The organism is Bacillus paranthracis (assembly GCF_024296885.1).
In the GTDB taxonomy this organism is placed as follows: domain Bacteria; phylum Bacillota; class Bacilli; order Bacillales; family Bacillaceae_G; genus Bacillus_A; species Bacillus_A paranthracis.
The window spans coordinates 3261935-3283134 of record NZ_CP101135.1; the positions used below are offsets into that span (position 1 = coordinate 3261935).

23 protein-coding genes are annotated in these 21200 nt (G+C 36.8%); 3 read left to right on the forward strand and 20 right to left on the reverse strand.

The annotated features are described in order from the left end of the window. Positions 1-99 precede the first annotated feature (99 nt). Positions 100-849: a (S)-benzoin forming benzil reductase gene (locus NLJ82_RS16745; protein WP_001271066.1), complete on the forward strand. Its 750-nt coding sequence runs from the start codon at positions 100-102 to the stop codon at positions 847-849. A gap of 35 nt (positions 850-884) precedes the next feature. On the opposite strand, the gene NLJ82_RS16750 is transcribed toward NLJ82_RS16745, so the two are convergent. The 6 genes from NLJ82_RS16750 to NLJ82_RS16775 all read right to left on the reverse strand — a co-directional run bounded on the left by NLJ82_RS16750 (position 885) and on the right by NLJ82_RS16775 (position 7392). Continuing rightward, entirely contained in the window at positions 885-1718 is an 834-nt protein-coding gene (locus NLJ82_RS16750) for a GNAT family N-acetyltransferase (protein ID WP_000615394.1), read from the reverse strand. Positions 1719-1785: 67 nt separating this feature from the next. Continuing rightward, the gene (argH, locus tag NLJ82_RS16755; RefSeq protein ID WP_000813995.1) at positions 1786-3294 is read right to left on the reverse strand and encodes an argininosuccinate lyase; all 1509 of its coding nucleotides are present in this window, start codon (positions 3292-3294) and stop codon (positions 1786-1788) included. A gap of 101 nt (positions 3295-3395) precedes the next feature. After that, positions 3396-4505 carry a serine hydrolase gene (locus tag NLJ82_RS16760; protein ID WP_000751358.1) on the reverse strand — a complete coding sequence of 370 codons (1110 nt, stop codon included), beginning with the start codon at positions 4503-4505 and terminating at the stop codon, positions 3396-3398. A gap of 117 nt (positions 4506-4622) precedes the next feature. Next, positions 4623-5570 (reverse strand): nucleoside hydrolase, encoded by a 948-nt coding sequence (locus tag NLJ82_RS16765; RefSeq protein WP_155005152.1) that lies wholly within the window; start codon positions 5568-5570, stop codon positions 4623-4625. Between the two features lie 106 nt (positions 5571-5676). Continuing rightward, on the reverse strand, positions 5677-7110 hold the full coding sequence (gene panF, locus NLJ82_RS16770; RefSeq protein ID WP_001104828.1) for a sodium/pantothenate symporter: 1434 nt from the start codon (positions 7108-7110) through the stop codon (positions 5677-5679). 3 nt (positions 7111-7113) lie between these two features. Continuing rightward, positions 7114-7392: a YhdT family protein gene (locus NLJ82_RS16775; protein ID WP_000800722.1), complete on the reverse strand. Its 279-nt coding sequence runs from the start codon at positions 7390-7392 to the stop codon at positions 7114-7116. Positions 7393-7664: 272 nt separating this feature from the next. Between NLJ82_RS16775 and dhaS the strand changes: the two genes are divergently transcribed. Then, positions 7665-9149 (forward strand): aldehyde dehydrogenase DhaS, encoded by a 1485-nt coding sequence (gene dhaS / locus NLJ82_RS16780; RefSeq protein WP_000080304.1) that lies wholly within the window; start codon positions 7665-7667, stop codon positions 9147-9149. A gap of 50 nt (positions 9150-9199) precedes the next feature. Here the strand turns inward: dhaS and fabG are convergent, their stop codons facing one another. Continuing rightward, a complete protein-coding gene (gene fabG, locus NLJ82_RS16785; protein ID WP_000395029.1) occupies positions 9200-9940 on the reverse strand; it encodes a 3-oxoacyl-ACP reductase FabG in 741 nt (246 codons plus the stop codon). Positions 9941-10223: 283 nt separating this feature from the next. Here fabG and NLJ82_RS16795 point away from each other — a divergent pair, with 283 nt between their 5' ends. Further along, the gene (locus tag NLJ82_RS16795; RefSeq protein WP_001035808.1) at positions 10224-10373 is read left to right on the forward strand and encodes a YfhD family protein; all 150 of its coding nucleotides are present in this window, start codon (positions 10224-10226) and stop codon (positions 10371-10373) included. Positions 10374-10445: 72 nt separating this feature from the next. On the opposite strand, the gene NLJ82_RS16800 is transcribed toward NLJ82_RS16795, so the two are convergent. The 13 genes from NLJ82_RS16800 to moaA all read right to left on the reverse strand — a co-directional run bounded on the left by NLJ82_RS16800 (position 10446) and on the right by moaA (position 21189). Then, entirely contained in the window at positions 10446-12299 is a 1854-nt protein-coding gene (locus tag NLJ82_RS16800; RefSeq protein ID WP_000928116.1) for a terpene cyclase/mutase family protein, read from the reverse strand. 99 nt (positions 12300-12398) lie between these two features. After that, positions 12399-12824: a divergent PAP2 family protein gene (locus tag NLJ82_RS16805; RefSeq protein WP_000447815.1), complete on the reverse strand. Its 426-nt coding sequence runs from the start codon at positions 12822-12824 to the stop codon at positions 12399-12401. A 77-nt stretch (positions 12825-12901) separates the two neighbouring features. Further along, complete coding sequence (gene rarD / locus NLJ82_RS16810) at positions 12902-13843, reverse strand: EamA family transporter RarD (RefSeq protein ID WP_000535531.1); 942 nt, start codon at positions 13841-13843, stop codon at positions 12902-12904. Positions 13844-13935: 92 nt separating this feature from the next. After that, positions 13936-14184, reverse strand: coding sequence for a DUF1294 domain-containing protein (locus tag NLJ82_RS16815; RefSeq protein ID WP_000871342.1), 249 nt, complete (start codon positions 14182-14184; stop codon positions 13936-13938). A gap of 159 nt (positions 14185-14343) precedes the next feature. Then, positions 14344-14742 carry a hypothetical protein gene (locus NLJ82_RS16820; RefSeq protein WP_001056291.1) on the reverse strand — a complete coding sequence of 133 codons (399 nt, stop codon included), beginning with the start codon at positions 14740-14742 and terminating at the stop codon, positions 14344-14346. A 42-nt stretch (positions 14743-14784) separates the two neighbouring features. Continuing rightward, positions 14785-15009 carry a hypothetical protein gene (locus tag NLJ82_RS16825; RefSeq protein ID WP_000752381.1) on the reverse strand — a complete coding sequence of 75 codons (225 nt, stop codon included), beginning with the start codon at positions 15007-15009 and terminating at the stop codon, positions 14785-14787. Between the two features lie 14 nt (positions 15010-15023). Continuing rightward, the gene (locus NLJ82_RS16830; protein WP_000957502.1) at positions 15024-16073 is read right to left on the reverse strand and encodes a P-loop NTPase; all 1050 of its coding nucleotides are present in this window, start codon (positions 16071-16073) and stop codon (positions 15024-15026) included. A 66-nt stretch (positions 16074-16139) separates the two neighbouring features. Next, on the reverse strand, positions 16140-16376 hold the full coding sequence (gene moaD, locus NLJ82_RS16835) for a molybdopterin converting factor subunit 1 (protein ID WP_000628477.1): 237 nt from the start codon (positions 16374-16376) through the stop codon (positions 16140-16142). Positions 16377-16380: 4 nt separating this feature from the next. Next, positions 16381-16845 carry a molybdopterin synthase catalytic subunit MoaE gene (gene moaE, locus NLJ82_RS16840; RefSeq protein ID WP_000531880.1) on the reverse strand — a complete coding sequence of 155 codons (465 nt, stop codon included), beginning with the start codon at positions 16843-16845 and terminating at the stop codon, positions 16381-16383. Continuing rightward, entirely contained in the window at positions 16826-18133 is a 1308-nt protein-coding gene (gene moeA / locus NLJ82_RS16845) for a molybdopterin molybdotransferase MoeA (protein ID WP_000442208.1), read from the reverse strand. Before moeA ends, moaE begins: the two co-directional genes overlap by 20 nt. Positions 18134-18151: 18 nt before the next feature. After that, positions 18152-19168, reverse strand: coding sequence for a molybdopterin-synthase adenylyltransferase MoeB (locus tag NLJ82_RS16850; protein WP_000840946.1), 1017 nt, complete (start codon positions 19166-19168; stop codon positions 18152-18154). A 24-nt stretch (positions 19169-19192) separates the two neighbouring features. Further along, positions 19193-19972: a formate channel gene (locus tag NLJ82_RS16855; protein WP_000864003.1), complete on the reverse strand. Its 780-nt coding sequence runs from the start codon at positions 19970-19972 to the stop codon at positions 19193-19195. Between the two features lie 200 nt (positions 19973-20172). Continuing rightward, positions 20173-21189 (reverse strand): GTP 3',8-cyclase MoaA, encoded by a 1017-nt coding sequence (moaA, locus tag NLJ82_RS16860; RefSeq protein WP_000844133.1) that lies wholly within the window; start codon positions 21187-21189, stop codon positions 20173-20175. Positions 21190-21200: the final 11 nt, after the last annotated feature.

Here is a 21200-nt window from a genome sequence, read left to right on the forward strand (position 1 = left end):
ATTATAGTAAAAAGTGCTCTATACTATAAAATGTAGACAAACTATACAATGTACGTTGTCCAACAAAATTCCGCACATATGAGAGGGGTTTATAAAACTATGCGCTACGTTATTATAACAGGAACTTCACAAGGTTTAGGTGAGGCTATTGCCACACAATTGTTAGAAAAAAATACAACTGTCATCTCTATTTCTAGAAGAGAAAATAAAGAGCTTACGAAACTCGCAGAACAATATAATAGCAATTGTGTTCTCCACTCCTTAGATCTTCAAGATGTACATAATTTAGAAACGAACTTTAACAAAATCATTTCATCTATTCAAGAAGACAGTGTATCTTCTATTCATTTAATTAATAATGCGGGTACGGTTGCTCCTATGAAGCCAATTGAAAAAGCAGAAAGTGAACAATTCATTACGAACGTTCACATTAATTTACTTGCACCTATGATTCTCACCTCCACTTTCATGAAACATACGAAAGAATGGAAAGTAGATAAACGTGTTATAAACATTTCATCTGGTGCAGGAAAAAATCCATACTTCGGATGGGGCGCTTATTGTACAACGAAAGCTGGCGTAAATATGTTTACACAGTGCGTAGCAACCGAAGAAGCAGCAAAAGAATTTCCAGTAAAAATCGTCGCTTTTGCACCTGGTGTTGTTGATACAAATATGCAAGCACAAATTCGGGAAACAAATAGAGAAGACTTCACAAATTTAGATCGATTCATCGCATTAAAAGAAGAAGGAAAGCTATTATCACCCGAATACGTTGCGAAAGCTATTCGTAACTTACTAGAAACTGAAGACTTCCCTCAAGGCGAGGTTATTAGAATTGATGAATAACAAAAAGGCGTGCTATTTTAGCACGCCTTTTTGTTCTACTTCTCTAAAAATATAAGCACAGACTCCGCAATTTGTTCATAACCAATTTCTTGATAAATTTTATTCGATGTTGGATTTGCCAGGTCCGTATATAATGTCGTTGTTTTGTAACCTTCATCTAACATACGTTGACTAAGTGCCGCTACACAATTAGATGCGTATCCCTTTTTCCTTTCTTCTTTCGGCGTATATACGAAATTAACTGTTATATTATTTTTAGTTGGACGTGTTTTTGCTGCTACAGAAACAAGTTTTCCATCTACTTCTAGACCAAATAAACGATGATTAGTAATTAATGTATGTGCCGTTTGTTTTGCTTCCTCTTTCGTAGTAGGAAGATTCACATCTTCGCAAAATTGGTATATCCACTGTTCTATTAATGTTAGCTCATCACTATTTACTTCTCGAAAGACTTCATCTCCGTTCCACTTTTTCTTCACTTGTTTTAATTCATATATACCTTGCTCCATCGCAACAGTAGTTTTCTTATTTGCTAACACTGCAATCTCTTCGGCTAATCTCTGTACAATTTTCTTATTACCGATTAATCCAGGAACATTTGGATATACTTCCGCTAATTTTTTTGCAAGTTCCACGATGTCCTCTTCCGCAATTTCAGACGTAGCAACAATAATTTGTTTCTTCTCTTCTGTTTGAAGAAATACAACCGCAATTTCTTCTCCTTGTTTCGCTATCCCCATAAATATCGGTTGGTGGACCATTTGTAATACGCCTAATATGAGATTATTTTCCTGCTCATTCTTTTCTAGAAATGGTGTAACCTCTTCTTTAAAATTAACAATCTCTTCATATACATGCAATTGAATCATCGACAATCTCTTCTCTCTATTTATAGTTTTATTAAGGTATTGGCGATTAATTCACTAAATCCCTCTTTTACGATTCAATAATATTCAAAGCTAACGTATTCAAATTATTTTCAGCTTGTAAAATTCTCTGTTTTTCCTTTTCAAATACCTCTTCTTCTTGCTGAAATAACTCTTTTCGATTGTTAATCATGCGCTCCATTTCTTTTTTACTCGGCCCACCGTATACATTTCTTTTTTGTATAAAAGCTTTTGGCGATATAATTTCTTTCCACTCTTTTTCTAATAAAGTTATATTAAATTTTTCTTGTAAGTACATATTCACATCTTTCAAATGTAATTCATGAAGCTCCTTTTTCTGCTCCAATAACATATTTGCAATAGCACTCGCTGCATGATGCGCATGCCGAAATGGAATGTCATAGTTTTTTGTTAAAGCATCTGCGAAATCAGTTATCGTAATTGCATGTTTATAGGAACGATTTTTCAACGTTTCTTCCTCAACCTTCATCGTTCGAATAACTGCATTCATAATAGAAAAAACACGAATAGTCTTTTCAATCCCTTTATATAAGTATGGCTGCAAGTCATCCTCTGTATCAACAATATCACCAAATGGTGTATTATGAATCATTTGAAATACTGTAAATGCTTCTCCTAAAGCACTACTCGTAATTGCACGGGCGTGTTCAATGGAAACTGGATTTCGCTTTTGCGGCATAATACTACTAATTTGCACATATGGCTTCGCCACAGTAATACCATCATATTCTTTCGTCGCTAATAGTAAGAAGTCATGGATCCATCTGCTCGTATTCGTCATCATTACCATAAGTAAAGAGCTAACTTCTAATAAATAATCCGCTCCAGCAACAGCATCATATGAGTTCTCAATTACATTTGTAAACCCAAGTAACTCGGCAACTCGCTCTCGTTTAATTGGGAAACTTGTTGTAGCTAGCGCAGCGGCTCCCATTGGAGACTGATTTAAAAGTTTGTACGTTTTTTTCATGCGTTCTAAATCTCTCTGCATCGTATCATAAATCGCTAACGTATAATGACCAAATGTCGTTGGCTGCGCTGGTTGTGTATGGGTATAAGCTGGCATAATCGTTTCCTTATGATCAGCAGCAAGTTGCAATATACTCTCTTGCAATAACAAATGATGTTCCATTAATCGTAATACATACCGTCTTAAACTCATGCGATACATCGTGACACCCATATCATTTCTACTTCTACCAATATGCATATTACTTACAAAATTGCTTTTTGCTTCTTGAGAAATTAAATGTTCCACTAAAAAAAAGAGATCTTCATGCTGCTCTGTATAGAGCAATTGCTCTTCTGGCATTCCCTCTACCTTTTTTAACGCGTGTAATATAACTTTAGCTTCTTCCTTTTTCATTAAATTTTCTTCCATCAGCATCGTAATATGCGCTTTATGCACTTGAAACATATCTTTCAATAAGTAATTTCGTTGAAAATTAAATACATGTTGTAATACACAATCCACATATGTTTTCCCAGGGAAATCAGCGCCTTCACTCTTTATAAACTCTTCTTTACTTTGTTTCATCACCTTTTCCCCTTTCACCTAAGTATTACTACCCATCATACCCAGAGATAGCAAAAAAGTGCTTGTACACAAAAATAAACTCGGTGCTCTCTGCACCGAGTTTATTTAATAAAAGTCGCATCATACTTATCACTTTGCAACACTTGGAAATGCAAGTTTGCTAAATGTTTCCGTATTTCTGCACTGTCGTCCTCATTTAAATTATTTGCTAAAAACACTATTTCTGTACAGTTCCCCCGTTTATCCATCGCATAAACTGCTTTTGTAACTGTCCATGGCGTATAGCCGTTTTTTTGCCCTGCATGTCTAAATGTTTTACGGTATTTCTTAGCGCTCATATCTGTTTCAACGATGTTAGCCCATACTTTTTCTTCTGCTTCTGTCAGTCCACCCTTATGATTTGCCTTTTGAAGCAGTACCATATAATCGTTTGCAGAAGCAGCTGGCAATCGATCTGACCAAATTTTATCGTAACGTTCCTCTAAATAAAGAGGAATTTCCTTCTGTAATAATGGTCCCTTCTTTTTTAAGCGCTCATGAATAATCATCGCATATTGACGATATTGCTCTTGAGACATTTCTTTTAACTTTTTCTCTATTTTATATTTCGGAACGTGTAGTTCTTTATGCAAATATCCTGGAATGTATAAAGATGAAACGATTGGAAATAGCGGCTGATGTGCTGGAAGCGATAAACTTTGTAAATTCCGATTAATATTATCTAACCCTAACACTTCCATTAAATATTCAGCATTCGCATTCGAACTAAACTTAACCATTCCTTTTGCCACTTCTTCTAAAGAAATCGCTCCTTCAGTTATCTTACCTGTCTTCTCCAAATACCTTTGCCATCTATCTTGCGCACCACCATCTGTATTCGGTACATAATAACGATTCACATCATTTATGGAAACAAAACTAGACGAATCAATTTTCCCTTCCGTAACTTGTTTCGTAAATTCAAGCGCCACAATTAATTTCATTGTACTAGCAACTGGCAATACAACATTCGGATTTACAGAATAAACGACTTTATCATTTCTTTTTACTAGAAGCGCGCTATTTTTTTCATCTTTATGTTCTTCAATAAAGGATGCGATATACTGCGCATCATCATTATTCGAACTCCAAACTTTTTTCACTAAAAAATTACCCGATATTAGCAAAACGAAAATACCCACAATCACTGCGCATACTATAGTTTTTTTCAAGTAAAATTCCTCTCCTATTGTGTAGCTCTTCTCTATCTATCTCTTACAAACAAAATAATGGAGATGATTATTTTAGTAATCATCTCCATTATTTTAACTTGTATTCTCCCATCATGTCTACGTCATAATTTTAACGAAATCTTCGAGGAATTTTTTATAGTGTAACGACCAACCAATTCGAACCCAATTCTTTAAAGCTTTTGCATCAGGTTGAGGACGAAAATCAGCAATACTCTCTCCTTTTGCAATCCCTACTGTATCTACATCGACACGGCGGTATACATAGTCCAAAATAGAGGGATTTGCCGCAACCATCATTGTAACGACGTCATGTACTGGACTCCCTGTTATTTTCGGATTTAATTTTCTATAAGCTTTATAATAATACGTAAAAATCGGTTCAATTAATTTATTAAAACTCGTTTTAGAATGTTTCGTAATGTACTTTACCATCTCTGGCGTAATTATAGCTTCAGATGTAACATTAAGCGGCACCAATGTCACATTCTTGGCATTTTGCATTACTAATTGTGATGCAATAGGATCACCATGAAAATTCGCTTCTGCGACTGGTGTCACATTGCCAGGCATTAAAAAAGCACCGCCCATTATATAATATTCCTTCACATACTTCATCAATGGTTTTTCTAAAATAAATGCTGTCGCAAGTGTCGTTGACCTACCAGCATCAACTATAATTAATTCTCCTTTATATTTTTCAAGTATGTCAAAAAACTCACAAAAAGGCTTTATATTTGGAGAAAGATTTTTTGGCGGTCGAATTGGTCCTAAACCTTCCGCCCCATGAATTTCTGGATAATACGTTGTAATATCTCCAGATAAAGGGATTTTCGCACCATTAATAACAGGTATGTCTTCCCGCCCTGCCAGTTGCAATAAATATGCCGCATTACTTGTCGCCTTTTCTTGCGTTACATTTCCATATCCAGTTACTACACCAACAATATCAATATCAGGATGTAACAATCCATACATAATTGCCAAAGAGTCATCAATTCCCGGGTCTCCTAAAAACAATACTTTTTTCATCACCCTCAACTCCATCCCCTCAATTGTTATTAATTTATGAATATTCACAGGATTACAGAATAAAAAGAACAAATTTATACGAAAAAACGCAGTCCTCTAAGGACTACGTTCTCCCACTAACCTATACTGTTTTCTTTACAGCACTCATACTTCCAACGATATAAGCGATAAACGCAAAACAAATTGGGAAGACAACTGTATGTATACCGAACGGATTTGGATAGAAAAGATGGATACACATATATGAGCTTACCCCAACTAAAATAGATGCAAGCGCTCCTGTTGCATTTCCTTTCCTCCAATATAACCCTAATACGATCGGCCAAATGAATGCTGCTTCTAATCCACCGAAAGAAAATAAATTCAACCATATTAAAAAATCAGGTGGTTTAATTGCTGCTGCATAAACGAGCAGTCCTACGATAGCAGTAATCCATAAACTCCCTTTTCTAATCGTACTATCTGCCGCATCTTTATTTATGTAATTTACGTATATATCTTTAATGATTGATGAACTTACAAGTAACAATAGCGAGTTTACTGTAGACATAATCGCTGCCATCGGTGCAGCTAAGAAAACTCCAGCTAACCAGGGAGGTAACACCTCCATCGCGAGTAGCGGCATTACTTTATCTGGTACCGTTATACCTGGAAGTACGACTCGTGCGAACACACCCGTTAAATGCATACCAATCATAATTGTACCCACAACAATCGTCCCAATTATTAACGCTTGATGCATCGCTTTTGAATTTTTATAAGACATGGCACGCACACTAATTTGCGGTAAACCGACAACGCCAATTCCAATTAAAATCCAAAATGATGTCACATATGTTTTCGTTAAACTACCATCCGCTCCGAATGGTGTAATTAAATTTGGATTGATTTGAACAAGTTCCTGCATAATCTTTTCAATTCCACCACCGGCAATGACAGTAGCAATTAAAATGATTGTCGTTCCAACTAACATAATGATACCTAATAATGTATCTGATAGAGCAACTGCACGAAATCCACCAATTAATACGTACACAAGTACAGAAAAAGTAAATAAAAATAGTGCTGTTGTATAAGAGAGACCCGTTAGCGACTCAATTAATCGGCCACCGCCGACCCACTGAGCTACTGTTGCTGAAAATAAAAAGATAATAATACATAACGCAGAAAGTATGACAACTGCTTTATTATTATATCTTCCCTTTAAATAATCAATAAGAGTAATGGCTTCCATCTTCCTAGCGATAATTGCAAACTTTTTACCGATAACCGTTAAAACGATATACCCTGTTACAACTTGAATCGCAGATAACAATACCCATCCAAGCCCCATATTGTATGCTATACCAGGGCCACCAATGAAGCTACTAGCACTACCGTACGTAGCAATCATTGTCATTGCTAATAATAAACCACCGAGCTCACGCCCACCTAAAAAATATTCTTGCAAAAATTTATTATGGGCAGTCGCTTGTACACGTCTTGAAGCATATACACCAATTAAAAATACAACGATAAACGAAATTATCATTGGAATGATTACATACCAATTCATCTATTATTCCTCACTTTTTTCTTCCTCATCGAGTGAAATATCTTGAAATACAAAACGAACAACTAAACTAAGTAAAATAACCATAACGATAAATCCAACGATACAGCTATAAAAAAACCATGCTGGAAAACCAAATACATATGTATATTCACTTGGATTTTTACTACCAAGCCCATAAGCAAATCCGTACCATATTATAAAATTGATAATAGCAAGTCCAAGACCAATTAACGCTTCTCTATGGGCGATTCGAAAGCGTGGATCATCATGATAATTCTTCATTTTTCTCCCTCCTCTCACGATGTATTATTGTACCATTGTTCTTCTAGTTTTTCCTACTAGAAAGCAAAAACAAGCAGGATTTTTTATAATCATATAGAAGATTCTCTTACATTACATATTTTTTACAATTGTAACACAAATGAAATTTGAATTTTCAGTATTTGTTAATTATGATTTTAATTAGAGGCTTTCCATCTAGTTCCTACATCCTTGATTTCGGAATAAACGCCGTCTCGTACTGCGTTTAATTATATTTTCAAGGGGGTTATACAATGAGTCAACTAGCTGTAAATCTTCATGAAAAGGTAGAGAAATTTCTTCAAGGTACAAAAAAGTTATATGTGAATGGATCATTCGTTGAAAGCGCTTCCGGAAAAACATTTAACACACCTAACCCAGCAACTGGCGAAACACTTGCCGTCGTTTCTGAAGCTGGTCGCGAAGATATTCATAAAGCTGTCGTTGCAGCTCGCATGGCTTTTGACGAAGGTCCTTGGTCTCGCATGAGCACTGCTGAGCGAAGCCGGCTTATGTACAAGTTAGCTGATTTAATGGAAGAACATAAAGAAGAGCTTGCACAGCTTGAAACGTTAGATAACGGAAAGCCAATCCGTGAAACAATGGCAGCAGACATACCACTCGCAATTGAACATATGCGCTATTATGCCGGCTGGGCGACGAAAATCGTTGGTCAAACAATTCCTGTTTCCGGTGATTACTTTAACTATACACGCCATGAAGCTGTTGGTGTCGTTGGTCAAATTATCCCTTGGAACTTCCCGCTTCTTATGGCAATGTGGAAAATGGGAGCAGCGCTTGCTACAGGATGTACAATCGTTTTAAAACCTGCAGAACAAACTCCACTATCCGCACTATACTTAGCTGAATTAATTGAAGAAGCTGGATTCCCGAAAGGTGTTATTAATATCGTTCCTGGATTCGGTGAATCAGCTGGACAAGCTCTTGTTAATCATCCACTCGTTGATAAAATTGCATTTACTGGTTCTACTCCAGTCGGTAAGCAAATTATGCGCCAAGCATCTGAAACATTAAAGCGCGTTACACTTGAGCTAGGCGGTAAATCACCAAATATCATCCTGCCAGATGCTGATTTATCTCGCGCGATTCCTGGTGCACTTTCTGGTGTTATGTTTAACCAAGGACAAGTATGCTCTGCTGGATCACGTTTATTTGTTCCGAAGAAAATGTATGATAATGTCATGGCTGACCTTGTCCTTTACTCTAAAAAATTAAATCAAGGTGCTGGCTTAAGTCCAGAAACTACAATCGGTCCTCTCGTTTCTGAAGAACAACAAAAACGTGTAATGGGCTACATTGAAAAAGGAATTGAAGAAGGTGCTGAAGTACTATGCGGAGGAAGTAATCCATTCGATCAAGGATACTTCGTTTCCCCTACTGTATTCGCTGACGTTAATGATGAAATGACGATTGCAAAAGAAGAAATTTTCGGTCCAGTTATTTCTGCAATACCATTTAACGATATTGATGAAGTAATTGAACGTGCAAATAAATCACAATTCGGCTTAGCAGCTGGTGTGTGGACAGAAAATGTTAAAACAGCACACTACGTTGCAAGTAAAGTACGTGCTGGTACAGTATGGGTAAACTGTTATAACGTCTTTGATGCAGCATCTCCATTTGGAGGATTTAAACAATCCGGTCTTGGTCGTGAAATGGGATCTTATGCATTAAATAACTATACAGAAGTGAAGAGCGTTTGGCTTAACTTAAATTAATGAGAAAGAACCTGACCTATCCGGTCAGGTTCTTTTCATTATGTATGTCTTTAAACTTGCAGTCCTCCGCTCACATTTAATACTTCTCCTGTAATATAGGATGCGTATTCTGATGCTAAAAAGGCTGCTGCGTTCGCAATATCTTCTGGGGTTCCAATTCTACCAACTGGAATCGCACCAACCATCTTTTCTTTCACTTTATCTGGTATCGTTTTTGTCATATCTGTATCCATAAACCCTGGACAAATCGCATTACACGTAATACCGAAACTTCCAACTTCTTTCGCTGCCGTTTTCGTTAAACCTACAACGCCTGCCTTCGTAGCCGCATAATTTGCTTGACCTATGTTTCCTTCCCTACTAATTGAAGATATATTAATAATGCGCCCATACCCTTGTTGTCTCATGTAAAGAAGCGCTGGTTGCATACAATAAAAAACACCGGTTAAGTTCACTTGTAATACTTGTTCCCAAGCAGACTTCTCCATTTTATGTAACATTGCATCTCTTGTAATCCCAGCGTTATTCACCAAAATATGTAATGTACCGAATTTTTGAACCGCATATTCAATTAACGATTTCGCTTCATTTTGATTACTCACATCACATCGATATGAGCACACTTCATATCCTTCGTCCGATAACTCACGTGTCGTTTTTTGTAGCTTCTCTTCATTTACATCGCTAATTAATACTTTCGCCCCTAGCTTTGCATACACCCTTGCAATCTCTTTTCCAATTCCCTGTGCAGCTCCTGTTACAACAGCTGTTTTCCCGTTTAAAAACTCCATTGCTATCCCCCATTTCTATTACTTATACTGTATATTTCGGCTTTTTACTTTCCAATTCCTCTTTGTATAAAAAAGTCTATTTGTGTCAAACTAACTTTGCAACGTCGCATAAAGTGAAACTTTAATCAGTGGGGGTTTTCTTCCCCCCACTGATTATCAGCCCTCACCAATCGGACTTTTATGGGTAGCCCGATCCCCACCTAACTTCTTTGCTTTCGCTGAATTTTGAGGTCGGGTCTTACTGCCCATTAAAGCGGGATAAAGTGCAAGGAGATTGTGTCGAATGAACAAAAAAAATTTCAAACAAAACAAAGCTACTGATGGCATTGATGTAGAGTTCTCTCGTGAACTTGCTGACCACAATGACTTAGAAGCAAATGCACGTGCAAATGCCGCTGATGCACGTCAAAAACGCCAGTCAACTGAAAAATAAGGAAAACACAACCTTATTCTTTTCAACAGGGACCTACTACCCAACAAAATAAACCGAGAGGTATCTCTCGGTTTATTTTCTATATTTTTTTATATAATGTGCCAAAGTAAGTAGTGGATATATATGGGCATAGCTATGGTAACGAATATAAAACCCACCTGGTAAACCTGTTCCAGTAGGATATTTTTCATTCACATAAGGATTCGCAAGCAAATATGAAATACCTTTTCGAATAATTGGCGTTTCTGTATCATAGTAAGAAATGAGAGCATCTAGCGCCCATGCCGTTTGGGATGGTGTACTAAATGGTAAAGTAACGAACCTTTTCTCCACACTACTGTGGCATGATTCTCCCCATCCACCGTCTTTATGCTGTATATGTTCAAGCCATAAAGCTGCACGTTTTAATGATGGATTGCTAGATGGAATTCCGAATGACCGTAAGCCTGTCATAACAGCCCACGTACCATATATATAACAAATCCCCCATTTCCCATACCATGATCCATTTTCCTCTTGTACATTCATTAACCAATTTATCGCACTTTGTTTTTGTTTCTCAGGTAATTCATTTTGCGCGTATGTCCCGAAAAACTCTAACACCCTCCCTGTAATATCTGGTGTAGAAGGATCTGTAATCATATCACTTGCATTTTCGATTGGTAATTTTGCTAATATATTGCTCGTCACACCTTTTTCAAAAGCTCCCCAGCCCCCATCATTATTTTGTAATCCTTTAACCCAATTAATCCCTTTCTGCCAAGCATGATCTACCTTTTCGTTTCCTCTACTCCTTGCCAACACTCTTAGTACAGCTGTTGTATCATCAACATCTGGAACTGTCGTATTTACATCCGAAAAACCCCAACCACCTGGAGTAAGCGCTGAAGCATGTACGCTCCAATCAGCTTTTTTTGTATGCTGTTTTTTTAATAAATATGCTGTTGCATTTTGAAGCATTTTATTATCTTTCGGAACGTGGGCCTCTTGTAACGCATAGCTGAGTAAAGCTGTATCCCATACAGTTGAAGGAGAGTTTTGCAAATGATTACCGCTTTCCATCTTCCATATATAAGATGTTATCCCGGTTATAGCATTTTGAATTATTGATGATTGAAGAGAATGCCCTAACGCAAGTAAAGCATAAATCATATAAAACGAGGCAGTTGCGTAACTATATAACGTTCCATTTTCATCAATACGCTCTTTCATAAATCGTTCGACTTCCTCATACCCTTTATGATGTAACGAGAGTGGATACGAGATAATTTGTTTTACATCACTTACTAACGTTTGAAACAACGGAGACCGCTCCTCCCGAAACCATTCTCCGCCCCCGCCTGCAATGTGATTTAAATTTGGCAATAACTTTTTCCCTACTCGAAACCTTTTATTTAAACAGAGCATCATCGGAATTAAATGGATACGTGCTGAGCTACTCAATTCAAATATACTGAGGGGAGAATCATTCTGTAGAAACATGATTGGTGTTGGCAAATGAAAGAGTGAAGGATATTCATATTCTCCATGAACCGCTAATAAAAACTTCGTCATAAAATGAGCACGCGCCACGCCTCCGCGTTCCTTAATGAAATTTTCCGCTCGCTTCATATTCGCATCTTCTTTTGTATATTTTCCTGATGCAAGTAAGGCGGCATAAGATTGAATGGTAGCAGATAAATTACCACCCACTTCATCTTCATACAATTTCCATGTTCCTTCATTTGTTTGAAGTGATGCTAATCTTTTTACAAACGGTTCTATCTCTTTATCTCTACCTAATAATTTTAATAAAAAAATCATATGGCAATCTGTTAACGGAGCTCCTTCAAAACAAAATCGCCACGTACCATCTTGCCATTGCATCGATTGAAGTGCAGTTGCTCTTCTCGCTATTTCTTCATGCGCTTTTTCATATAATAACAAGTTACTCACCCACCCTTTTGAAATCCGTATAACGATATTCAAGAAAGTAGCTGAATATGTATGAATACAAAGAAAAGCAGAACATATAAAATGTTCTGCTCATAAACAATATCCTACTCCGACAATAATCCCTAATAAAGCACCAACTACTACTTCATACGGCGTATGCCCGACAAGTTCATTTAACTTCTTATATTCTGTTTGTCTACCGTGAAAAAACTCATTCAATATTTTCGCTTGTTTACTTACCGCAAGCCTTACTCCTGAAGCATCATACATAACTATAATGGCAAAAATAGCAGCAATTGCAAATAAAGTACTTTCCACACCTTCCACAACGCCAACACCTGTCGCCAGTGCTGTAACAGTTGAAGCATGAGAACTTGGCATCCCACCTGAAGCGAAAAACTTTGCAAAATCAAATTCGCCCGTTTTAAATAATTTAAAGACTACTTTCGTTAATTGTGCTAAAAACCATGAAATTACAGCGGCCATAAGCGGATCGTTATGTAAAATCGTTTCCACGTTCTCAGCTCCCTACTAGCTATAATGGAAATCCTATAGTATCAGTATAAAGAAAAATGCGTAGAAAATACTACGCATTACGATACTTTTGCTGATTTATTTTTTATAAATTTCGGTTGTTTCTGCACCAAGAACTTTGTTTTCGCTACCGAGAATACAAATAATGCAACCCATATACAAAAGAATGCAATCATATGAGTAGATGTGAAATGTTCACCAAATACGAATACACCTAAAATCAAACTAATTGTTGGTGCAATATATTGTAAAAACCCTACCATATAAAGCGGAATAAGTTGGGCTCCTTTTGCAAAATAAAAAAGTGGCAATGCTGTAACAATGCCCGCCCCTATTAATAGTAATGTCGATAACATTGAAATCGAGCCAAATGAGCCGAAACCATGTACTCCTGTCATTACTAAATAAATAATCGCAAACGGCGTCACTAACATCGTTTCCATCGTAAGTCCAATTGTCGCATCATAGTTTAACAATTTTTTCGTTAATCCATATAATCCAAATGAAAGGGCAAGTGATAAAGAAACCCATGGAATAGCCCCGAAACGTACTGTTAAAATGATAACCCCTACTCCAGCTAAACCAACTGCAACGTATTGCCAAAAGTTTAACTTTTCCTTTAAAACGACTGTACCAAGTAAAATACTAATAAGCGGATTAATATAATAGCCAAGACTTGCTTCTATGACATGATTATGATTAACGGCCCATATGTAGACAAACCAGTTTCCGCTAATCAAGACTGAAGCTATTGTTAACGACATTAATAATTTAGGTCGTTTAAAAAGATTCACGAACTCTCCAATAAACTGACGAAATCTCTTCGTAACACCTAATACGATTAACATAAACACGAATGCCCAAACGATGCGGTGTGCTAATATTTCATCTGCTGGGACTTCCTCAACCCATTTCCAATAGATTGGTAGTATTCCCCACATCGTATACGCACCAGCCGCATATATAATCCCTTTTTTTTGCTCTGCTGATTGACTCCCCATCTTCCTTTTTCTCCTCTTCTCATTTTTTCTCCATTATACGTTCCCACGTGCTCACTTTACCAATAATCAATCTGCATTTCTTTCGACATTTCTCATACAACGAATAATAAACATACCGTTATTACAACAAGTAACGGTATGCCGAAAACAAATTTCTTTTTATGAGTTTTATGATGAAACATATACATACCAATCCAAGCTCCAACTGCTCCCCCAGCTGCTGCTGATAAAAACAACGTACTTTCTGGCGTTCTCCACTGTTTCTTCTTCGCTTTTCGTTTATCAAGCCCCATAAGGCTAAAAGCTATAACGTTAATCATAATAAAATAAATCCATTTCATCGCTTTCTCTCCCTATGAAAAATTCGCTTAATGGTAACATGAAAAAACGATGGAAACAACTGAAGAACACTTTTTATTAATTCGTTACCTTCATATTTACATAGCCAATCAAAAGACTAATTATAGCTATTAAATAGAAAGATGTTATGGGCAAGATCCTTATATTTCATTCCCTTCACCCACTACCATAGCATCGAAAAAACTTCTCTCAATCACTTTTTCATCAAAGTGAAGAACTACAATTAGCCCTACATATAAAGAAACGAAATTTAAAAACCATTCCCCATTATCATCCTTATTAGCTAAACATTTAAATATCTCTTGAAATTGCATACGCTCGTCTATAGCAACAACCGGTCGCACACCAAAATATTTCAATACGAAATGTAAATCAAGCTGCACGGATAAGGATAAAATATATTTTAATAACTCCGTATAATGAGCAACATTTTTTTTACTATATAACTTCACGAGCTTTTGATGTAAATGAGTAATCGATAATTCTTCATCAGTCATTTTTGTTGCTTCTATCGTTTCAATCATCTTCTTCATATTCATTACATTTACCCCTCCTGTTACAAAACAAAAGCCAAAGCGTATTTATTTTATAATCAGCAATAATTGAGTATTTCTCGTCTCTCTTTCTTCTTCACTAACTAAGTCATACTTTTTTAGAAGATGAAAGACATCATTTAATATTTCCTGTGAATGATTACCTTGCAAAAATCCCTTTACCTCTTTAAAAATCACTTCCGGTAAAAAACTCTTTTGGCTCTCGAGCTTATTCATTACATCTTCAATAGAATGATCGATATTACATGCCATAAAAAATTCCTCCTCTATCCTTTATAAATAATATCTTCTGCTAACGATGTAAACACTTCTCCAACAAGAGAATCTTCATCATATACAGATGAACCGCTATTTTCTTCACGTTTTGCAAAAGGTACTTGTGCGATTACTTCTGTTTGCAATTGTTCTGCTAACATTTCCCCGCCGCCTTTTCCGAACAGATAATTTTTCGATCCATCTTGTTCTTCATAATAAGCCATGTTTTCCACAATACCTAAAATCTCGTGTTTCGTATGTTTTGCCATTACGCCTACTCTAGATGCTACGAATGAAGCTACATTATGTGGTGTTGTAACAATAATTTCTTTCGCCTGCGGAATCATTGCTGCAACATCAATAGCAACATCTCCTGTACCAGGTGGTAAATCAAGAAGTAAATAATCTAATTCTCCCCAGTGCGTATTCGCAAGGAAATTTTGAATCCATTTATTTAACATCGGTCCGCGCCACATAACCGGATTATTTCCTTCTGTAAAAAATCCCATAGACATAATTTTAACACCGTGACTAATAACTGGAATTGCTGTTTGATCAATCATCGTTGGTTTTTGATTCGTTTCCATCATAGCTGGAATGCTAAAACCATATATATCTGCATCTAATATCCCCACTTTTTTGCCCATACGAGCTAAAGCTGTTGCAAGATTAATTGTTACAGTTGATTTTCCGACTCCACCTTTTCCGCTCGTTACAGTAAGAAATTGTACTCCTGAATCAGGACGAAGCATGCTTGGCATACCAGTTTCTGTTCTAGTATTTTTCTTTAACTTCTCTGTTAAGACTGCACGTTCTTCTTTTGTCATAGAACTAAATGTTACAGCCACTTTAGAGGCACCAATTGCGTGAAGCGATTCTTCAATATCTTGTTGAATTTTTGATTTTAACGGACACCCTTGAATCGTTAGCACTACTTCAAGTTTAACCTCTGTTCCATTCATTTGTATATTTCTAACCATGTTTAACTCCACAATACTTTTGTGTAATTCTGGATCCTCTACATGTTTTAACGCATTCATTATTTGTTCTTGAGTAAGCATAGAACTCATCCCTTCTCGTATTCGAATTTATATATAGCATCTTCTTATCGTTTCAAGAAACGCTTATTATCCACCACTAACAGGCGGGATGAATGCGACAATATCTCCAGCTCGTATCATCTCCTCATTCGTTACAAACTCTTCATTAACAGCCACCATCACTCTATCAAGCGATTGTAAACTATAGTTTGCTTTGAGCCATTCTTTTAATTGCTGCACTGTCATTTCTTGTTTTTCTGAAATTACGAATCGATCTAATCCGACTTCCTCACGCAAATTTGCAAACAGTAAAATTGTAATCATTTTCTCATTCTTCCTTCTTCGGTTTTCCTGCTGGATATGGTGTATTTTCAAGTTGATCGCCAATCCACATCGTCCCATCTTCCCAAAATTCTTTTTTCCATATTGGGACGATTCGCTTTATACGTTCAATTGCGTATTCATTCGCTTCATAAGCTACTTTACGATGCGGTGATGAAACTGCAATGACTACCGCAATATCCATTATTTCTAGCCGGCCTACTCGGTGAGTAATTGCTACTTTTGCATCCGGCCATCTTTCACTAATTTCTTCACCAATTCTCATAAGTTGTTTTACTGCCATCGTTTCATATGCTTCATACTCTAAATATAGCGTTCGTCTTCCTTTTGTTAATTCTCTCACTGTACCAATAAAAGTTGTAATCGCACCTGCCTCTCTTCTTGCAACTTTATTCGTTACTTCTTCAACTACAATCGGTATATCAACAATCTCAAATAGCACTTGTCCCATTAGAATCACCTCTCACTTTATAAAATGTCCAAGGCCATTCACTACCTTCGTTATCTTCCAACAAGAGAACATCTACGAACATATCTTTTTTATACCCTCTCGTACCACCTGGAAGTACAATAAATATATTTGTCTCTGCTAGAGAAGAAACTGAACTAGATTTATCAAACCCTGACGGATAAGCGATTAACTGCCCTTCGTTATATGTTAGTTTTCCTCGTACAAATCTTGTAAATGGATTTGGCTTTAAAAAGTCTTCTCCTAATAACGCTTTTTCTCTTTTTACATGTGCTTTTTCACTAAACATATACGTCCGAATACAAGGTCTTACAAATAATTCAAACCCTACGTAACAAGCAGATGGATTTCCTGATAAACCGAATAATAACTTGCCATTTAATTGCGCTACAGTCGTAACACTTCCTGGCCTCATTGCAACTTTATTGAAAAGAACTGATGCACCTAATTTTTCATATATAGCTGGCAAATAATCGTAATCCCCTACTGATACACCACCTGTTGTAATGAGCATATCTACTTGGCTTAATGCTTCTTTTACAGCCGTAAAACACGTATAAAAATCATCGCTAAACTTCCCAAAATATTTTACTCTTCCGCCTGCTCTTCGGATTTGAGACAATATCATATACGTATTACTATTTCGGATTTTCCCTGGCTGTAATGAATCGTTTACATCCAGTAATTCACTGCCAGTCGCTAATAGTCCAACTACAGGCTTTCTCGCAACTGGCACCTCGCTATACCCGAACGTAGCAAGAAGAGCTGAAATACCTGGATGAATGTATGTTCCTTTCTTTGCAAGAACCGTTCCTTTACGAGCATCTTCACCTTGAAAAGAAATATTATCGCCCGTTTTGAATGACCGTTTCAATTCCATATACTTACTGCCAGCCTCCTCATATTGACGAGTCAGCTCTAGCATAACAACTGCATCACATCCACTCGGAATCTGTGCTCCCGTCATAATTCGAACTGCTTGAAACGGACCTACTTTCTCATCGAATAGCGATCCTGCACCAATTTCACCCACTACTTCAAATACAATTGGCGTTTCATAACTTGCTAAATTCGTATCTTCTGCTCTAATAGCAAACCCGTCATACGGTGAACGATTAAATGACGGCACATCATGGTCAGCTACTAAATCCTCTGCTAATATACGTCCGTAAGCTAATTCAATAGGTAGTAGCTCCTTTAAGCCGTTATGAGCAAATCCCATCACTTTACGAACAGCCTCTTCAACTGTGATTGGTACTCTTCTTTCCATTGTTGACAACCCTTTCTATTAGCCGAATACGCAATAATATAGTTGTTTCGCTTTCGAAATATCATTTGTGCCATGAATAAAAACACGACCATCCCGAAAAACAACGATGCGGTACTCATCTAATTGGCAAGATAGTAAATACGGATTCCGATTTACTTCCCCCACTTTTTTTAATACTTTTTCTATATCATCAAAATTGTATTTTCTATTGTCTACTGGTCTAATTTGAACTGTATTTCTTCCGCATAAAGCAGCTACCTTCGTTTGATTTTCGTATAATAAATAAGGATAAATGCGATTCAAACCGCATGAAGAGCAATTGTCTGTCTTGATTTTCCCTAGTTTTATAAAATGGTTTTGATTACTCCATATATCAAATATGAAAAATGTTTTTCTAATTGCTGCAAAATCTTCTACTAAAATTTTGAGTGCTTCCGCCACTTGATATGCTGCGACGATTTGTACAGTCGGGCTAATAATTCCAGCTGTATCACACGTCACACCTGTAACTGGAACGTTCTTCAGCACACAATGTAAACAAGGTGTCTCTTGCGGAATAATTGTACAACTCATACCGTACGAGCCAACGCAAGAACCATATACCCACGGGATATTATGTTTTTGTGATAAGTCATTTATTATAAATCGGATATCGAAATTATCTGTTGCATCAATGATTACATCGACATTTTCTAATAGCCCTTCCAAGTTTTCTACACACGCATCCATTACGAAAGCATGTATTTGTACTTCCGAATTAAGTTTTTCTAGCCGATTTTTAGCAGCGATTGCTTTTGGCAATTTCTCTCTTGCATCTTGTTCAGAGTACAATTGTTGCCTTTGTAAATTACTCCATTCAACGTAATCACGATCTATGATCGTCAACTTGCCAATACCTGCACGTACGAAACTTTCGGCACTTGCACTTCCTAATGCGCCTACTCCTACAATTAACACATGTTTATTTCGAATTTTTTCTTGCCCTCTACTCCCAATTGATTTAAACAAATGTTGTCGTGAATACCGCTCAGCCATTACATACCCTTCCTCTCACGAACTCTATTTCATATTAGAATGTTGTTTTTGATAACAAGCAAAGTACGCAAATCCAACAAAACCAGCCCCGCCAATTACATTTCCGATAAAGACAGGAACAAAATTTTTAGCAAGATCCATCCATGTGAGATGACCTGCAAAAATAACTGCTGAGATGACAAACATATTTGCTACCACTTGCTGAAATCCAATCACTACAAATGCCATAATGGGAATCCAAATTCCGATTATTTTTCCGACAAAATCACTCGTCCCATAAGCAAGCCAAAGCGCCAAACAAACGAGCCAATTACACCCAATTGCTAAAATTAAAGTTCTTCCAAAAGATTCATGTAACTTGCCTTCTGCTATCGCTACCGTTTTATTTAAATAATCCCCCTCTGTTAATCCGCCAAGATGACCGAAACAATACGCTACGAAAATAGCTCCTACAAAATTCATGAAAGTAATCCAAATCCAGTTATTTAGCACACTAACCAATGTAATTTTCTTTGCATATAGCGCCATAGACAGTGACATCATATTTCCGGTAATTAATTCTCCTCCCGCTAATACAACGAGCATGAGTCCAACAGGAAAAACCGCTCCTCCTAAAACATTTACTAAACTCCCCCAGCGCTCAGGCAAATTACCTAAAACGCGAATGTTAAGTAAAAAACCTAGCGAAATAAACGCTCCTCCTAAAAAACCGAGAATAAGCATTGCTGGCAAGGTCTGACTTACTTTTTGAACACCGGCCTCAATGACAAGCTCAGCAATTTGTTCCGGTTTATGAAATGCCATTACTAATTCCTCCATTTTCTCCAAATAAAAAAGCAGCTTCAAAAAACCTCCTCAAAATAAAGGTTTTTGAATGCTGCTTAATTTCTCTGCACATCTTTTACAGAGAGATCAACCATCACTTTTACTATAAAATAGAAAATCTACAACCGTTGCACATCTTCCATTTTGTATATACTTCATCATATTGTCACTTATATATATCAACCACCAATATGTGACATTTCAATTTTAGGTGCTCTTTTTTTACTTGTATGACTTAAGCGTTCATCTGAATAACGATCTTCTCGTTTGTTCCATATATCGCGTACGACATCTGTTATTTCCTCGTCAGTGTATTCTGATCGAAGCAGTTCTCTCAAATCATTTCCTTTAGAAGCGAACAAACAAGTATATAATTTTCCTTCTGCAGAAATACGAGCTCTCGTACATGAGGAGCAGAAGGAGTCTGTTACTGATGAAATAATACCTATTTCTTCATCACTTCCAATATAACGATAGCGAGTCGCAACCTCTCCTGCATAATTCGCTTCTATTCGTTCTAATGGCATAACTTGATGAATCGTATCTACTATTTCTTGTTTAGAGACAACCTCTTTTAAATCCCAACCGTTATAATTTCCAACGTCCATATACTCAATAAAACGAAGAATATGTTTATTTTCCTTAAAGTATTGCGCCATCTGCAAGATATCCTGTTCGTTTTCCCCCTTTTGAACGACCATGTTTATTTTAATTTTCATACCGACTTCAGCTGCAGCTTGTATTCCTTCCAGAACCCTTTGTACTTTGCTTCTATTACCATTCAAATAGAAAAACCGCTCTTCTTCTAAGGAATCTAAACTAACTGTCACACGTGATAAACCCGCCTTATATAAATCAGGAGCAAACTTTTTAAGTAACGATCCATTAGTTGTTAAACCGATATCCTCCACACCATCTATTTTATTCAGGCGCTCGATAAGCTGCGGAAGACCTCTTCGAAGTAACGGTTCTCCGCCTGTAATCCGTAATTTTCTAACACCTAAAGAAACGAAAATACGCGTTATCCTTTCAATTTCATCAAAAGATAAAATTTTATCATTAGACAAAAACGAGTAATCAGGACCAAATATTTCTTCTGGCATACAATATCGACAGCGAAAATTACAGCGATCAGTAACTGAAATACGTAAATCCTTTAACGGACGTTGTAGTTTGTCTAATGTGACAGATTTCATATTTATTGCCT

What these genes read in the sequence shown, in the direction of transcription:
- NLJ82_RS16745 (WP_001271066.1), top strand. Translation starts at nt 100, where the DNA reads ATGCGCTACGTTATTATAACAGGAACTTCACAAGGTTTAGGTGAGGCT.
- NLJ82_RS16750 (WP_000615394.1), bottom strand. Translation starts at nt 1,718, where the DNA reads ATGATTCAATTGCATGTATATGAAGAGATTGTTAATTTTAAAGAAGAG.
- argH (WP_000813995.1), bottom strand. Translation starts at nt 3,294, where the DNA reads ATGAAACAAAGTAAAGAAGAGTTTATAAAGAGTGAAGGCGCTGATTTC.
- NLJ82_RS16765 (WP_155005152.1), bottom strand. Translation starts at nt 5,570, where the DNA reads ATGGAGTTGAGGGTGATGAAAAAAGTATTGTTTTTAGGAGACCCGGGA.
- panF (WP_001104828.1), bottom strand. Translation starts at nt 7,110, where the DNA reads ATGAATTGGTATGTAATCATTCCAATGATAATTTCGTTTATCGTTGTA.
- NLJ82_RS16775 (WP_000800722.1), bottom strand. Translation starts at nt 7,392, where the DNA reads ATGAAGAATTATCATGATGATCCACGCTTTCGAATCGCCCATAGAGAA.
- dhaS (WP_000080304.1), top strand. Translation starts at nt 7,665, where the DNA reads ATGAGTCAACTAGCTGTAAATCTTCATGAAAAGGTAGAGAAATTTCTT.
- fabG (WP_000395029.1), bottom strand. Translation starts at nt 9,940, where the DNA reads ATGGAGTTTTTAAACGGGAAAACAGCTGTTGTAACAGGAGCTGCACAG.
- NLJ82_RS16795 (WP_001035808.1), top strand. Translation starts at nt 10,224, where the DNA reads ATGAACAAAAAAAATTTCAAACAAAACAAAGCTACTGATGGCATTGAT.
- rarD (WP_000535531.1), bottom strand. Translation starts at nt 13,843, where the DNA reads ATGGGGAGTCAATCAGCAGAGCAAAAAAAAGGGATTATATATGCGGCT.
- NLJ82_RS16815 (WP_000871342.1), bottom strand. Translation starts at nt 14,184, where the DNA reads ATGAAATGGATTTATTTTATTATGATTAACGTTATAGCTTTTAGCCTT.
- NLJ82_RS16820 (WP_001056291.1), bottom strand. Translation starts at nt 14,742, where the DNA reads ATGAATATGAAGAAGATGATTGAAACGATAGAAGCAACAAAAATGACT.
- NLJ82_RS16825 (WP_000752381.1), bottom strand. Translation starts at nt 15,009, where the DNA reads ATGGCATGTAATATCGATCATTCTATTGAAGATGTAATGAATAAGCTC.
- NLJ82_RS16830 (WP_000957502.1), bottom strand. Translation starts at nt 16,073, where the DNA reads ATGCTTACTCAAGAACAAATAATGAATGCGTTAAAACATGTAGAGGAT.
- moaD (WP_000628477.1), bottom strand. Translation starts at nt 16,376, where the DNA reads ATGATTACAATTTTACTGTTTGCAAATTTGCGTGAGGAAGTCGGATTA.
- moaE (WP_000531880.1), bottom strand. Translation starts at nt 16,845, where the DNA reads ATGGGACAAGTGCTATTTGAGATTGTTGATATACCGATTGTAGTTGAA.
- moeA (WP_000442208.1), bottom strand. Translation starts at nt 18,133, where the DNA reads ATGGAAAGAAGAGTACCAATCACAGTTGAAGAGGCTGTTCGTAAAGTG.
- NLJ82_RS16850 (WP_000840946.1), bottom strand. Translation starts at nt 19,168, where the DNA reads ATGGCTGAGCGGTATTCACGACAACATTTGTTTAAATCAATTGGGAGT.
- NLJ82_RS16855 (WP_000864003.1), bottom strand. Translation starts at nt 19,972, where the DNA reads ATGGCATTTCATAAACCGGAACAAATTGCTGAGCTTGTCATTGAGGCC.
- moaA (WP_000844133.1), bottom strand. Translation starts at nt 21,189, where the DNA reads ATGAAATCTGTCACATTAGACAAACTACAACGTCCGTTAAAGGATTTA.